The organism is Haemophilus haemolyticus, assembly GCF_003351405.1.
GTDB lineage: Bacteria > Pseudomonadota > Gammaproteobacteria > Enterobacterales > Pasteurellaceae > Haemophilus > Haemophilus haemolyticus_N.
On the sequence record NZ_CP031240.1, the window covers coordinates 1,229,447 to 1,244,046 of the forward strand.

Here is a 14,600-nt window from a genome sequence, read left to right on the forward strand (position 1 = left end):
GTTTAGTTAGTTAATCTTTATATAACTAAATTATCTATTCAGTTACATTTAAACATAAAGCAGACTCTTTTAGTGTGGTATTATTTCAACAAAAGTTTTTATTTGAAAGGGTACATAATGAAATTACAACAATGGGTTAAACAATATCAACTAGGTTTACTTTTTCAGCAAGGTCAATTTGGTTTAGAAAAGGAAAGTCAACGTATTGACGATAAGGGAAATATTGTAACGACGCCTCATCCACGTGTATTTGGTAATCGTTCTTATCATCCCTATATTCAAACAGATTTTGCCGAAAGCCAGCTTGAGTTGATTACGCCACCAAATGCTAAACTGGAAGATAGCCTTCGTTGGCTTTCTGCAATTCATGAGGTGGTGTTGCGTTCTTTACCTGAAAATGAATACATTTTCCCATTTAGTATGCCAGCGGGATTACCACCAGAAAATGAGATTCAAGAGGCGCAGCTTGATAAACAAGAAGATGTTAAATATCGTGAGCATCTGTCTAAACAATATGGTAAATATAAGCAAATGGTAAGTGGAATTCACTACAATTTCCAACTGTCATCTGAATTTGTGAAAGCTATATTCTTGTTGCAAGATGAATATACTCATCTTAAAGATTTTCAAAACGCCCTATATATGAAATTGGCTAATAATTTTCTACGCTATCAGTGGATTTTAGTTTATTTACTTGCAGCAAGTCCGATAGTAGAAGCAAATTATTTTTCTCTAAATGGTGCACTGAATTTTCCTTTGAAAGAGGGGCAGTTAGTACGTAGTTTACGTTCTAGTCCCTATGGTTACGTCAATTTATCTAATGTTGTGGTGAATCATGATAACCTTGAAAATTATGTAGAAACATTAGAGTTTCAAGTTAAATCTGGTCATTTGATTGCAGAAAAAGAATTTTATTCTAATGTTCGTTTACGAGGTTCGAAAAAAGCTCGTGAATTGCTAGAAAAAGGCGTTCAGTATGCAGAATTTCGTTTGTTTGATTTGAATCCACTTGAGCCATATGGTATCAGTCTAGATGATGCAAAATTTATTCATATTTTCTTATTAGGAATGTTATGGCTTGATGAGACAAGTGGTCAAAAAGAAGTAGAGCTTGGTAAACAAAGATTATATCAAGTATCTCTTGAAGATCCTCGTGAGCAAACAGCATTTAGAGAAGAAGGTGAAGCAATATTAAGCCAAATTATTGATATGTTGAAAATTATCAATGCAGATGAAAGAGCGGTTAAAATTTCGGAAGAAAAATTGGCGCAATTGGCAGAACCAAGTCTAACAGTAAATGGAAAATTACTCAAAGCGATTGAGCAGGAGGGAAGTTATAAAGCCTTGGGGGTAAAACTTGCGAAGCAATATAAAGCTCAAGCTTTTAAACGTTTTTATGCTTTATCTGCATTTGATAATATGGAGCTTTCCACTCAAGCTTTATTATTTGATTTAATTCAAAAAGGTGTTACGACAGAAATTTTAGATGAGAATGATCAATTTCTTGCACTTAAATTTGGTGAACACCTTGAATATGTTAAAAATGGTAATATGACTAGTCATGATCAATATATCTCTCCATTGATTATGGAAAATAAGGTAGTGACAAAGAAAGTATTATCAAAGGCTGGTTTTAATGTACCAAAAAGCTTGGAATTTACATCGATTGAACAGGCCGTTGCACATTATACTTTATTTGAAGGACGCGCTGTTGTTATTAAACCAAAATCCACAAATTATGGTTTAGGTATCACAATTTTCAAACAGGGTGTGACACATAGAGAGGATTTTGTCAAAGCGATTGAGATTGCTTTTCGCGAAGATAAAGAAGTGATGGTTGAAGATTATTTAGTTGGTACAGAATATCGCTTCTTTATTTTGGGGGATGAAACGCTTGCAGTGTTGTTGCGTGTACCTGCAAATGTTATAGGTGATGGGAAGAATACGGTGCGTGAATTGGTCGAGATAAAAAATTCAGATCCTTTACGGGGAGATGGTTCTCGTTCACCTCTCAAAAAGATCGCTTTAGGTGACATAGAATTATTACAGTTAAAAGAACAAGGATTAACACCTGATAGTGTACCTCAGGCTGGTCAAATTGTGCAGTTACGTGCTAATTCTAATATCAGTACAGGAGGGGATTCTATTGATATGACTGATAAAATGCACGAGAGTTATAAACAGATTGCTGTAGGAGTTGCTCATGCAATGGGGGCTAAAGTTTGCGGGGTCGATTTAATTATTCCTGATTTAACAAAACAAGCTGAACCATCCTTAAACTCCTGGGGAGTAATTGAAGCTAATTTTAATCCAATGATGATGATGCATATTTTCCCCTATCAAGGTAAATCAAGAAGATTGACTAAGAACGTCATTAAAATGTTGTTTCCAAATATAGAAATGTAGTATCAACTTAAGTTAAGAGATAAGAAATGATCTGCACCCCAAGAGTTGGATTAAACAAACCAACAATTGAGGTGCAGATTTTATTATGGGTAAACACTACACAATCGAATTTAAATTACAGGTTCTCCAATTTATTCTGAATACGATACAATATCGAAAACAATCCTTTAAATAACAGTCTAACTTTTTGGGGTCAGGTTCATTTAGACCGCATTTTGTTTAATTAAGCTTTTTTCAAAAACTCAGATTTCAACATGATTTTGCCGCAATCAACGTTATGATCGCCATTTACTAAGCGGATGTTTTTGAATTTTGTACCTTTTTTCAATACTTCTGATGAACCTTTTAATTTTAAATCTTTAATCAAAAGTACATCATCACCATCTACAAGCAAATTCCCATTGCTGTCTTTTACAATGAGTTGATCGTCATCTGATTCTTGAATTTCATTATTGTCCCATTCATTACCGCAATCAGGGCAAACAAAATTAATTGAATCGTGGTAAACGTATTCACTTTGACATTTTGGGCAATTAGGCATTTGATCCATTGGGTTTTCCTTCTTGATTACATATAATAGGCGCGCGAGTATAGCAAAAAAGATGTCTTTCGCCAAAGCGTGAAAGTTTTTGATCAATTTTTGAGGAAAATGTATGAAAAAACAAATTTTTGCCTTAGTTTGTGGCGTAATGTTTAGTAGTTCAACTTGGGCACATAGTTTGCAATTAGAGCAATCTTTACCATCGGTCAAAGTGAGTGAGTATGGTGAAATTGTACTTTCAGAAAAAGATACCTCGTTTCAACCTTGGGACTCTGCAGGGTTAGCGGGTAAAGTGCGTGTAGTCCATCATTTGGCTGGTAGAACTGCTGCAAAAGAGAAAAATCAGCCAATGATTGATGCGATCAAAGCATCTCATTTTAATCCTGCAAAATACCAAACAACGACCATTATTAATGCAGATGATGCGATTGTTGGTACAGGTATGTTTGTAAAAAATGGTGCACAAAAAGGAAAACAGCAAAATCCACATAGCCAGGTTGTATTAGATGATAAAAGTGCGGTGAAAAATGCTTGGGGATTAAATCCTAAAGATAGTGCAATTATCGTGTTAGACAAAATGGGAAAAGTAAAATTTGTGAAAGAAGGAAAATTGTCTGATAGTGATATTCAGGCTGTTATTTCACTGGTGAATGTATTGACCAAATAACGTAATACAAAGTAAAAATCCCTAAGCCTTTTGACTTAGGGATTTTTTTAATCCTGATGGCGGAGGAATAGGGATTCGAACCCTAGGAGGGCGTAAACCCTCGCCGGTTTTCAAGACCGGTGCCTTCAACCACTCGACCATTCCTCCGTGATTGATAGGCGTAGTATAATGAATATTTTATTGATGTAAACAGAAATCTAATGATTTAAGTTTAGGTGATGATAATTTATTCATTTTGATGAAATTAATTCCATTAATTCCATTGACTTTTTTACCCCCAACCCTTATTTTACAAGAGACTTTTTATTTATTTTACAAGGAGCTTTTATGCAATCACGTCTTATTGTGGATGCTCAGCAGGAATCGCTACTCAGCACACATAAAGTGTTGCGTAACACGTATTTTTTATTGGGATTAACAATGGCATTTTCAGCGGTTGTTGCATTTATTTCAATGAGTCTAAACTTGCCATATCCAAATATTATTGTGTTATTAGTGGGGTTTTATGGCTTACTTTTCTTAACAAATAAATTAGCTGATCGCCCTGCGGGTATTTTGGCTGCCTTTGCTTTCACAGGATTTATGGGATACACCATCGGGCCAATTTTAAATATGTATGTGGCACGTGGAATGGAAGATTTGATTATGCTTGCATTCGCAGGAACTGCTATCGTATTTTTTGCGTGTTCTGCTTATGTATTGACTACGAAAAAAGATATGTCATTTTTATCAAGCGCAATGTTCGCATTATTTATTGTGCTATTGCTTGGTATGGTGGCAAGTTTCTTCTTCCAAATTCCTGCGTTATCAGTCGCAATTAGTGCATTATTTGTTGTGTTCTCTACAATGACTATTTTGTATGAAACGAGTAATATCATTCACGGTGGTGAAACGAATTACATTCGAGCAACCGTGAATATTTATGTTTCAATCTACAATTTATTCTTGAGTTTATTAAGATTACTTTCTATCTTCTCAAGCGATGAATAATGATTGAATTTTGACGTTGTGACCCCACTTTTCAGTGGGGTTATTTTTTGGGAATAGGCAATGGAAAAACAAATTTTTGAACATGCAGTCAACGTTGAGGAAGAACAATATCAGCCTAAGCAAGAGTTTCATCATGTAGAAACAAAACTAGATGAACCCTTGGAAGGGGAATTACTTGATGCTCAACTTGAACAGGCATTGAAACCAAAATCAGGTTTTGGAAAAACTTTATTAAAATTTACCGCATTTTTATTTGGCTCGGCGACGGTTGCGCAATCCGTGCAGTGGATTTGGGATAGCTATCAACAACATCAATGGATTTATCTTGCTTTTGCTTTAGTCAGTTTAATTGTCATTTTATTGGGGATTAAAGAGATTATTGGTGAGTGGCGACGTTTAGTTCGTTTAAAAAAACGTGAGCAATTGCAACAACAAAGTCAGCAGATCTGGTTGGAAAGTGCGGTAAAAAATGGTGATGTTTTTTCTGTTCATAACGCAGAAAAAAGTAAAGTTCTTTGCTTAGATATTGCAAAATCTCTACGTTTGGAAAATGATTCTCCAGTGGTAATTCAATGGCAACACCAATTAAATGAAGCTTATTCAGCGCAAGAAATTACGCATTTATTCAGTCGTAATGTTTTGTCTTCTTTTGATATACAAGCTAAAAAATTGATTAGTAAAATGGCCGCTGAATCAGCAGTAATTGTCGCGATTAGTCCGCTTGCTGTGGTGGATATGTTTTTTATTGCGTGGAGAAATCTTCGATTAATGAATAAGATTGCTGAGATTTATGGAATTGAATTAGGGTATTTTTCACGTATTCGATTGTTAAGAATGGTATTGGTCAATATTGCTTTTGCTGGAGCAACCGAAGTGGCACAAGATATTGGAATGGATTGGCTTTCTCAAGATATGACTGCAAAACTTTCTGCGCGTATAGCTCAAGGAATCGGCGTGGGATTGCTCACTGCTAGATTAGGCGTGAAAGCAATGGAGCTTTGTCGCCCGTTAGCATTTCAATTAAATGAAAAACCAAAGCTCTCACATATTCAACAGGAATTACTTAGCTCGGTGAAAGATATTGTTCTCGGTAAAAATAAAATTTACAAAAAGGAGCAAGTCTGATGAAAATCGAGGTTGTTTATCAACATAGCGATTTTATTATTATCAATAAGCCTGAAGGTATTAGCGTTCATAAAGATCAAGAAGAACAAGGTTTAACAGAACTTGTTGCAAAACAACTCAATATGCCTCAAGTATGGCTCGTTCATCGCTTGGATAAAGTGACGTCGGGGCTATTAATTTTGGCGCTGAATGCTGAAAGTTCGGCTGAATTTTCACGACTTTTTTCTGAACATAAAATTCATAAAACGTATTTGGCATTAAGTAACCAAAAACCTAAAAAGAAACAAGGTTTGATTATCGGGGATATGAAGAAAGCCCGAGATGGCGCATGGAAACTTTGTCAAACAAAAGAAAATCCAGCAATTACGCGTTTTGAAAGCGTAAGCTGTGAGCCTAATTTACGTTTATTTATTTTAAAACCACAAACGGGGAAAACGCATCAATTACGTGTTGCGATGAAAAGTTTAGGTAGCCCGATTTTGGGCGATGGACTTTATGGTAAAAACATTGAAAAAATTGACCGCACTTATTTGCATGCTGCCCAATTGGAATTTGATTATTTGAATGATTTTATTTCGGTAACTTGTTTACCCTCTCAAGGTCAATTTTGGATTAAATCCAGTGTGTTTGAGCAAATTAAGGCTTATCTGGCAAAGCCGTTTTTATCAAAATAGAAATCTCTGTATAATAAAGACAATTTTACTCTTTAATAGGAACAAAAATGAAATTTATCTCTTTTAATATAAATGGTTTACGTGCTCGCCCACATCAACTTGAAGCCATTATTGAAAGATATCAGCCAGATGTAATCGGCTTGCAAGAAATTAAAGTCGCTGATGAGGCTTTTCCTTATGAAATTACAGAAAACTTAGGTTATAACGTATTTCATCACGGACAGAAAGGCCACTATGGCGTAGCATTATTGACTAAACAAGAACCTAAAGCGGTTCGTCGTGGTTTTCCAACAGACAATGAAGATGCGCAAAAACGCATTATTATGGCTGATCTTGAAACTGAATTTGGTTTACTGACTGTAATTAATGGCTATTTTCCTCAAGGAGAAAGCCGTGCGCACGAGACTAAATTTCCAGCTAAAGAGAAATTTTATGTAGATCTTCAACAGTATTTAGAAAAAGAACACGACAAATCGAATCCTATTTTAATTATGGGCGATATGAATATTAGCCCAAGTGATTTAGATATTGGTATCGGAGATGAAAATCGTAAACGTTGGTTACGCACGGGTAAATGTTCTTTCTTACCCGAAGAAAGAGCGTGGTATCAACGTTTGTATGATTATGGATTAGAAGATAGTTTCCGTAAGCTGAACCCAACAGCAAATGATAAATTTTCGTGGTTTGATTACCGTTCTAAAGGTTTTGATGATAATCGAGGTTTACGAATTGATCATATTTTAGTTAATCAAAAATTGGCTGAGCGCTGTGTCGATGTGGGCATTGCATTGGATATTCGAGCAATGGAAAAACCTTCTGATCACGCACCTATTTGGGCTGAATTTAAATAGGAAAGCGAAATGGATATGGCTAATTGGCAGAATTATCGTTCTACCGTGAATGGTATGCCTGCCGTGTTTACCGCAAATATTGAAGATGTTGAAAAATATCACGGTAAAGATCTCGATAAAATAGTGCAATTCACTATCGCTTATAAAGCAGATGATGAAACCGGTTTGCCTTCAGAAGTTGAGTACGATAAGTTAATTAATCGTGTATTTAAAATTCTGGCGCAATTAACCGCACTTCCGAATGTATTTTTTGCGGGACATTTTATTTGTAATTCCCAAGCTAAAATGCATTTTTACTGTGAGCATGAAAATCTTATTGTAGAAACTTTACAACAAATTGATTTTGTTAAAGATATTAATGTACAAAAAGATTTAAGTTGGGATACTTATTTTGACTTTTTGCTTGCTTCTCCATTAGAGATTAAATTAAATGCAACGGAAGAGTTACTTGATTTACTGAAAAATAAAGGTCGTGATTTAAGTGATACGTATCTGGTGGAGCATAGTTTTCATTTTGATGAAGAAGAGAAAATGTTCCCTTTTATGGATGAGCTTAGTTTGGGGGATTATTCTTTCACGACATTACAATATTCCGCACAAGCTATTCAGTTTAATGAAGATGATGAACCTTATTTCTTGGTGAAATTAGAGCAAGAAATTTCATTAGATAATGGTGAAATTTTTGAACAAGTCGAACGGTTTGAAAAACTGGCTGGACAATTTGGGGGAGAGTATATCGGCTGGGAATGTGATTCTTTGATGGATGCTAATAAGCAGTTGAATTAGGTTTTTAGATACTCGCAAGTCATAAAAAAGAGAGATATTTATCTCTCTTTTTTTAATGTAATTTAACTTTTCGGCGCATTTTACGCATTAGTAAAAATACCCATGGCCATAGTATTCCCGACGCTAAAGCCCCAAAGATTTCTTGCCAGTTAAAAAATGCGGTATGCAGGGAGAATTCAACTAAGAAAATAGCTAATCTGACAATAAACACAAACGCAATTACTAAAAGGCTTTGAAACCAAAGCGATAAATTTCTTAGTACCAGATAGTTTTTTACCACAAAATAAATTGTCACAGAAAGGACTAGGGCATGAATACCCAATGTGGAACCTAGGATTAAATCCCATACAAGTCCTAATAAAAATGCCCATCCAATACTGACTTTATTTGGAATAGCCAGAACCCAGTAAAGCAAAACGAGAATTAACCAAGCCGGCTTAAATGCTTGAAAAGCAAGCGGCCAGGGTGCCAGTTCTAGCACTAATGCCACGACAAAGAAGCTTAAAATTGTGAGCCATTGTAAAATAAAGCGAGTTTGCATTAATCTTCTTCCCTATGTTCTTGTTGTTCTGACGGTACAGCTTCTTCATTTTGTGGTGCATAGGTTGGAATTTCAGGTTCAACCGTTGATTTATCCTTATTTTCTTGAAGATTATCGTCTGTTAACGGGGCTTTTTTTACTTTGTAATCAGCTTCATTCGCTTGGCTTTCTAAACGTTTTTGCACTAAATTACGCACTTCTTCTGGAGACATAGATTTTACTTTAGACATATCTAAATTGCTTGGCCAAAGCAGCAATACATAGCGTAAGCGTTCAAGGGCGGCGAGAGGTTTGGCTTTGACAGTTGCAAAGTAATTGGAACCATCGCGTGAAACGCTTTGTACAACTGCTACTGGATAGCCTTCAAGGAAACGACCACCAAGACCAGACGTTACAAGTAAGTCGCCTTTTTCGATATCCACAGAACGAGGTACATTATCAAGAGTTAGCTCATCAGTATGCCCAGTTCCACTGGCAATGACGCGAACATCGTTACGTAGAACTTGTACTGGAATAGAATGAGTGACATCAGTTAAGAGTAGTACTCTGCTGGTGTTCTCGCCCACAGAAATAATTTGACCAATGACGCCTTTTTCATCAATTACAGGCTGGCCTACATACGCACCGTCTTTTTCGCCTTGGTTAATAACAATTTGTTGACGATAAATATCAGTTTCTGCAGTTAAAATTTCCGCAATCTTTTTGTATTCATCGGTGCGTAAAGGGGAGTTTAATAATAAACGTAAACGCTGATTCTCGACTTTGAGTTGATCTAGTAAGAGTAAATCTGCATTTTTTTCACGTAATTGTTCGCGTAATACTTTATTTTCGATTTGTAATTTACTGGTATCTACTAAATTATCTGATACCCCATCTAATACTGTACGAGGGCTATTGGCAAGATAATAGAGCCCACCCACTGCAGTTTCCATGGCGCTGCGAGCTTTAGTCATTGAATTAGTTTGACCATCAGCTAAGATTAAAGAAAGGGAAGCGGCTACAGCTAATAATAATCGAATGCCAAGCGGGGGGATTTACCGAAAATAGGCTTCATTAAGCGTCCTACGTTGAGATAAAAAGATTAAAAGGAAAAGTGCGGTCATTTTTAACCGCACTTTTTATTTTTGTTCTAAATTAAATTTCGTCACTAAAAATGTCGCCACCGTGCATATCGATCATTTCTAATGCCTCACCGCCACCGCGAGCAACACAGGTTAATGGATCTTCTGCGATAATTACTGGAACGCCAGACTCTTTAGAGAGAAGCGTATCAATATTACGCAATAGTGCACCCCCACCAGTTAATACCATACCTCGTTCAAAAATATCAGCTGCGTGTTCTGGTTGACATTCCTCAAGAGCAGTACGAACTGCGGTTACGATACCATTTAATGGCTGTTGAATAGCTTCTAAAACATCACGTGAGGTTAAGGTGAATGAACGAGGTGCGCCTTCAGCAAGATTGTGGCCATGCACTTCCATTTCTTTAATTTCATCACCTTCTTGAATATAGGCTGTACCGATTTCCTGTTTGATACGTTCTGCTGTTGGTTCGCCGATAACAGAACCAAAAGTGCGACGAACATAAGAAATAATTGCTTCATCAAAACGGTCACCACCGATACGAACTGAAGAAGAATATACGATACCATTTAAGGAAATAACAGCGACTTCAGTCGTACCACCACCGATATCAATTACCATAGAACCAACAGCAGTAGAAACAGGTAATTTAGCGCCGATTGCGGCTGCCATTGGTTCTTCAATTAAATATACTTCACGCGCACCAGCCCCGATTGCAGATTCTTTAATTGCACGACGTTCTACTTGTGTTGCGCCAGCAGGCACACAGACAAGTACACGAGGGCTTGGACGCATAAAATTACCGCTGTGAACTTGTTTAATAAAGTATTGCAACATTTTTTCTGTGACAAAGAAGTCTGCGATGACACCATCTTTCATTGGGCGAATGGCAGCGATGCTTTTTGGCGTACGTCCAAGCATTAATTTCGCTTCTTTACCTACAGCCGCGATGCTTTTTAGTGAACCAACACGATCTTGTCGAATGGCAACAACTGAAGGCTCATCTAAGACAATACCTTGACCTTTCACATAAATTAACGTGTTTGCAGTACCTAAGTCGATAGAAAGATCGTTTGAAAAAAGTCCACGAATTTTTTTAAATAACATAATTATCCTATTCAAAAATCAGAGTTAGTTTTGCTTGGCTGAAAAAGTGAAATTATCTTATCGCCAAGCACGCAAAAAATTTTGCTAAATGTATCAAAAAATGTGTTGAAATTACAGTTGTTTTTCGTGTTTTTTACATCAGTTGCCATCGGCCTTTCTCTTGAAGCGTCAGTTGTTGCTGATGTAAAGCTTTCAGTGTTGAACGGTGGCCAACACTGATTAGCGTGGTTTTTGGTAGCTCTTGTTTTAATAGTTGATACATCGCAAATTCTAAACCTTCATCCATGCTCGCTGTGGCTTCATCTAAGAAGGCTACGGCAGGTTTGTGTAGAATCAAACGAGCAAATGCTAAACGCTGTTGCTCACCAAGCGAAAGAATACGCATCCAGTCTTGTTCTTTTTCTAACTGTTCAGCCAAATGTCCTAGTTGCACTTTATTTAATATTTCTACTGCTTGCGTATGTGAAATATTGTCAGGCTTATTGGGATAAGTTAATGCTGACATCAAATTTCCTTGTGGTACATAGGGTTTTTGCGATAAGAAAAGTTGACTGTTTGTTGGGCAAATCACTTCACCTTCTGCGTAGCTCCAAAGTCCTGCGATTGTTCGTAAAAGTGTCGTTTTCCCTGCACCAGATTTTCCTTGAATGAGTAAACTCGTTCCTTGCGGTAGTGTAATGTTGAGATTTTCTACCAGTGTGTGACCTAATGGATTTTTAACACTTAAGTTGTTGAAAATAACATCTGTAGGGTGATTGTGGATTTGTGCTTGCGATTCATGATTCACTATTTCAATGGTATAGCTGAAACCGGTTAAACGATCGAGCGTCGCTTTATATCCCGCAAAACTATCATAAGTATTACGGAAAAATGAAAGATTGCTGTGCAATTTTCCAAATACTTGTAAAGTTTGCATTAAATCACCGAGTTTTATTTGTTTTTCAAAGTAACGCCCAACTTGAATTAACAATGGAAAAACAACAGAAATTTGACTTACAACTAAGTTAAATCCTGAAAATTTTAGCGTTCTAAATACGATTACCCACATGTTATGGATGACAGCATTGAATTGTTGATAAAGCTGATTTTTTTCTACCTTTTCACCTGCGTAAAAAGCAATACTTTCAGCATATTCTTTTATGCGAATTAAAGAATAACGGTAGTTTGCGTTTAAGCGTTCATTAATAAAATTCAACGATATCAATGGACGACCGAGCCAAAATGCAATGAGGGTAGTGAAAATGACATAGCCAAACACTAAGAACACCATCATATGTGGAATTTCCACGCCAAGTACCATCATTGGACCCGCTAAGCCCCATAACAAAATCGTGTAAGAGATCATCGAGGTGACCGCATCAATGACTCCGGTGCTTAAAGAAAGCGTGGTTTTTACATAAGATTGGACATCTTGTTGAATACGTTGATCAGGATTATCTAGGTTTTCTGATAAATACTGTGTTTTGTAATAGGCACGATGTGCCATCCATTTATCAACAAGTTGTTCGTTAAGCCATTCAATCCAGTTGATGACGAAACGTTGCTCTAAATAATAGCTTACTAATGCTGCTGAAACAGAACTTGCGGCAATGACGCAGAACAAGCCCATTTGTTGCCAAAATACATGTTCATTAAATTCCTGCAATGATGTGTACATATTTTTGTACCACTCAGAATGTACAAGGCTGATACGTACGCTGAGTAATGTCATCGCAACAATAAGCAGAAAGAATAGGATAGGTTTTATGCTACGTTTAGGTGAAAGATAGCCACCAGCAAACATCCAAAATTGTTTTCCCCATTGGGTAAAACTCACCAAAAGAAAAATGCCAAAACTAAAGACGACTGAGGTGATGGCTAGTGTTTGTAAAATCCAAATAAGAGAAGTAATGGCTTCTTGGCCGTAATCCATAAATATTCCATCCGAGATAAAAGTGCGGTGAAAAATAACCGCACTTTTTGTAAAAAGGTCAAAAATTTTCGGTATTGTAGAGTCTATGCTCAATTTCGCAAGAAAAAATGTGACGAACGTAGCATTTTTTGAGTTTGGTTAAGGTTTTCAAAAAACAACTTGGATATAATCCAAAGGAGTTAAATTTCATTTTTAAGGGGTCAATATGAGTGATATTGCAATCACGATTAGTCTTCTTGCCCTCGTTGCCGTAATCGGTTTATGGATCGGGCATTGGAAGATTCGTGGGGTTGGGCTTGGCATCGGTGGCGTGCTGTTTGGCGGCATCATTGTGGCTCATTTCACCAATCAATATGGTTTGCAACTAGATGCACGTACGTTGCATTTTGTGCAGGAATTTGGCTTGATTCTGTTCGTCTATACGATTGGGATTCAAGTTGGGCCTGGCTTTTTTGCATCTTTAAGAAAATCAGGTTTAAAACTCAATGCTTTTGCCATTTTAATCGTTGTACTAGGTTCTGTTGCTGCAGTGATCGTGCATAAGGTTGCGGATGTCCCGTTAGATATCGCTCTTGGTATTTACGCAGGGGCGGTAACTAACACGCCAGCCCTTGGTGCTGGTCAGCAAATTTTGACTGAACTTGGCGTGCAACAAACTACAGTGACAATGGGGATGTCTTATGCGATGGCTTATCCATTCGGAATTTGTGGTATTTTGCTTGCAATGTGGTTAATCCGCTTATTTTTTAAAGTCAAAGTAGACGATGAAGCCGCTCGTTTTAATGCAGAGAGCGGTCAAGAAAAAGAAAGTTTACATAGCATTTCTGTGAAAGTGACCAACCAAAATTTAGATGGTTTAACGCTGATTGAAGTGCCTGGGTTTAGTGATGAGGAAGTGGTTTGCTCTCGCCTAAAACGCGAGGACATGGAAATTGTTCCAAAGGCTAGCACAGAAATTCGTACCAATGATATTTTGCAATTAGTCGGCGATGATGCCGCTCTATCCAAAATGCGCTTGATTATTGGTCATGAGGTAGATGCACCAACATCCTCTTATGGTGGAGAGATTCGTGCCGAACGTGTAGTGGTTACTAATGAAAAAGTCTTAGGTAAAAAGATCCGCACGTTGGGTATTCATCAAAAATATGGTGTGGTGATTTCTCGCTTGAATCGTGCCGGTATTGAATTAGTGCCAACTGCGAATACAACTTTGCAATTTGGTGATGTACTTCATATGGTGGGGCATACCGATGTGCTAAACAAAGCGATTTCCGTAATTGGCAATGCACAACAAAAATTACTTCAAGTGCAAATGTTGCCTGTGTTCATCGGTATTGGTTTAGGGGTACTCGTTGGTTCGATCCCATTCTATATTCCAGGTTTCCCAGTCGCGTTAAAATTAGGGCTTGCTGGTGGGCCATTGGTGGTTGCGTTGATTTTAGCGAGAATTGGCACGATTGGTAAACTTTACTGGTTTATGCCACCTAGTGCTAACTTGGCATTGCGCGAAATAGGGATTGTTCTTTTCTTGGCTGTGGTAGGTTTAAAATCAGGCGGAAGTTTCTTTGACACCTTATTGAATGGCTCAGGCCTTGAATGGATGGGATACGGTATTTTTGTCACCTTTATTCCATTAATGATTACCGGTATTTTAGCTCGTCTATATGGCAAACTGAATTACCTTACAATCTGTGGTTTACTTGCCGGTTCCATGACAGATCCTCCAGCTTTAGCATTTGCTAATGAAATTAAAGAAGATAACGGTGCGGCAGCACTTTCTTATGCCACTGTGTATCCATTGGTGATGTTCTTGCGGATAATGTCTCCACAATTATTAGCAGTGTTATTGTGGGCGGCATAGCTAAAACAAGTTCAATTTATACAAACAAAAGCGCGGTTAATTTCGCGCTTATTTTT

Annotated in this window: 12 protein-coding genes, 1 tRNA gene and 1 pseudogene; 8 read left to right on the top strand and 6 right to left on the bottom strand. The window is 37.2% G+C overall.

Annotated elements, in window-relative coordinates; genetic code table 11:
• Positions 1-117: 117 nt before the first annotated feature.
• Complete coding sequence (gene gshAB, locus DV427_RS06195) at positions 118-2,406, top strand: bifunctional glutamate--cysteine ligase GshA/glutathione synthetase GshB (RefSeq protein WP_114891672.1); 2,289 nt, start codon at positions 118-120, stop codon at positions 2,404-2,406.
• Positions 2,407-2,629: 223 nt separating this feature from the next.
• Here gshAB and DV427_RS06200 read toward each other — a convergent pair whose 3' ends face one another.
• Entirely contained in the window at positions 2,630-2,956 is a 327-nt protein-coding gene (locus DV427_RS06200; RefSeq protein ID WP_114891673.1) for a zinc ribbon domain-containing protein YjdM, read from the bottom strand.
• Positions 2,957-3,059: 103 nt separating this feature from the next.
• Between DV427_RS06200 and DV427_RS06205 the strand changes: the two genes are divergently transcribed.
• The gene (locus tag DV427_RS06205; protein WP_114891674.1) at positions 3,060-3,614 is read left to right on the top strand and encodes a YtfJ family protein; all 555 of its coding nucleotides are present in this window, start codon (positions 3,060-3,062) and stop codon (positions 3,612-3,614) included.
• Positions 3,615-3,671: 57 nt separating this feature from the next.
• Here the strand turns inward: DV427_RS06205 and DV427_RS06210 are convergent.
• Positions 3,672-3,761, bottom strand: a tRNA-Ser gene (locus tag DV427_RS06210).
• Between the two features lie 180 nt (positions 3,762-3,941).
• Between DV427_RS06210 and DV427_RS06215 the strand changes: the two genes are divergently transcribed.
• Genes DV427_RS06215 through DV427_RS06235 form a run of 5 tightly spaced genes read left to right on the top strand, consistent with a single transcriptional unit; the run spans position 3,942 to position 8,040 of the window.
• Positions 3,942-4,604, top strand: coding sequence for a Bax inhibitor-1/YccA family membrane protein (locus DV427_RS06215; protein WP_005635459.1), 663 nt, complete (start codon positions 3,942-3,944; stop codon positions 4,602-4,604).
• 60 nt (positions 4,605-4,664) lie between these two features.
• On the top strand, positions 4,665-5,729 hold the full coding sequence (locus tag DV427_RS06220; RefSeq protein WP_114891675.1) for a YcjF family protein: 1,065 nt from the start codon (positions 4,665-4,667) through the stop codon (positions 5,727-5,729).
• The gene (locus tag DV427_RS06225; RefSeq protein WP_114891676.1) at positions 5,729-6,403 is read left to right on the top strand and encodes a TIGR01621 family pseudouridine synthase; all 675 of its coding nucleotides are present in this window, start codon (positions 5,729-5,731) and stop codon (positions 6,401-6,403) included. The genes DV427_RS06220 and DV427_RS06225 overlap by 1 nt, the downstream gene beginning before the upstream one ends.
• A 47-nt stretch (positions 6,404-6,450) precedes the next feature.
• Positions 6,451-7,254 (top strand): exodeoxyribonuclease III, encoded by an 804-nt coding sequence (gene xthA, locus DV427_RS06230; protein ID WP_114891677.1) that lies wholly within the window; start codon positions 6,451-6,453, stop codon positions 7,252-7,254.
• 9 nt (positions 7,255-7,263) lie between these two features.
• Entirely contained in the window at positions 7,264-8,040 is a 777-nt protein-coding gene (locus tag DV427_RS06235) for a TIGR01619 family protein (protein ID WP_114891678.1), read from the top strand.
• A gap of 52 nt (positions 8,041-8,092) precedes the next feature.
• On the opposite strand, the gene mreD is transcribed toward DV427_RS06235, so the two are convergent.
• The 4 genes and pseudogenes from mreD to DV427_RS06255 all read right to left on the bottom strand — a co-directional run bounded on the left by mreD (position 8,093) and on the right by DV427_RS06255 (position 12,683).
• Positions 8,093-8,581 carry a rod shape-determining protein MreD gene (gene mreD, locus DV427_RS06240; protein ID WP_114891679.1) on the bottom strand — a complete coding sequence of 163 codons (489 nt, stop codon included), beginning with the start codon at positions 8,579-8,581 and terminating at the stop codon, positions 8,093-8,095.
• Positions 8,581-9,635, bottom strand: a pseudogene (mreC, locus tag DV427_RS06245) (rod shape-determining protein MreC). The gene mreD and the pseudogene mreC overlap by 1 nt, the downstream one beginning before the upstream one ends.
• Positions 9,636-9,715: 80 nt before the next feature.
• Positions 9,716-10,771 (bottom strand): rod shape-determining protein, encoded by a 1,056-nt coding sequence (locus DV427_RS06250; RefSeq protein WP_005635474.1) that lies wholly within the window; start codon positions 10,769-10,771, stop codon positions 9,716-9,718.
• 133 nt (positions 10,772-10,904) lie between these two features.
• A complete protein-coding gene (locus DV427_RS06255) occupies positions 10,905-12,683 on the bottom strand; it encodes an ABC transporter ATP-binding protein/permease (protein WP_114891680.1) in 1,779 nt (592 codons plus the stop codon).
• 205 nt (positions 12,684-12,888) lie between these two features.
• Here DV427_RS06255 and DV427_RS06260 point away from each other — a divergent pair, with 205 nt between their 5' ends.
• Positions 12,889-14,544, top strand: coding sequence for a putative transporter (locus DV427_RS06260; protein ID WP_114891681.1), 1,656 nt, complete (start codon positions 12,889-12,891; stop codon positions 14,542-14,544).
• The last annotated feature ends 56 nt before the right edge of the window (positions 14,545-14,600 follow it).

What these genes read in the sequence shown, in the direction of transcription:
- gshAB (WP_114891672.1), top strand. Translation starts at nt 118, where the DNA reads ATGAAATTACAACAATGGGTTAAACAATATCAACTAGGTTTACTTTTT.
- DV427_RS06200 (WP_114891673.1), bottom strand. Translation starts at nt 2,956, where the DNA reads ATGGATCAAATGCCTAATTGCCCAAAATGTCAAAGTGAATACGTTTAC.
- DV427_RS06205 (WP_114891674.1), top strand. Translation starts at nt 3,060, where the DNA reads ATGAAAAAACAAATTTTTGCCTTAGTTTGTGGCGTAATGTTTAGTAGT.
- DV427_RS06215 (WP_005635459.1), top strand. Translation starts at nt 3,942, where the DNA reads ATGCAATCACGTCTTATTGTGGATGCTCAGCAGGAATCGCTACTCAGC.
- DV427_RS06220 (WP_114891675.1), top strand. Translation starts at nt 4,665, where the DNA reads ATGGAAAAACAAATTTTTGAACATGCAGTCAACGTTGAGGAAGAACAA.
- DV427_RS06225 (WP_114891676.1), top strand. Translation starts at nt 5,729, where the DNA reads ATGAAAATCGAGGTTGTTTATCAACATAGCGATTTTATTATTATCAAT.
- xthA (WP_114891677.1), top strand. Translation starts at nt 6,451, where the DNA reads ATGAAATTTATCTCTTTTAATATAAATGGTTTACGTGCTCGCCCACAT.
- DV427_RS06235 (WP_114891678.1), top strand. Translation starts at nt 7,264, where the DNA reads ATGGATATGGCTAATTGGCAGAATTATCGTTCTACCGTGAATGGTATG.
- mreD (WP_114891679.1), bottom strand. Translation starts at nt 8,581, where the DNA reads ATGCAAACTCGCTTTATTTTACAATGGCTCACAATTTTAAGCTTCTTT.
- DV427_RS06250 (WP_005635474.1), bottom strand. Translation starts at nt 10,771, where the DNA reads ATGTTATTTAAAAAAATTCGTGGACTTTTTTCAAACGATCTTTCTATC.
- DV427_RS06255 (WP_114891680.1), bottom strand. Translation starts at nt 12,683, where the DNA reads ATGGATTACGGCCAAGAAGCCATTACTTCTCTTATTTGGATTTTACAA.
- DV427_RS06260 (WP_114891681.1), top strand. Translation starts at nt 12,889, where the DNA reads ATGAGTGATATTGCAATCACGATTAGTCTTCTTGCCCTCGTTGCCGTA.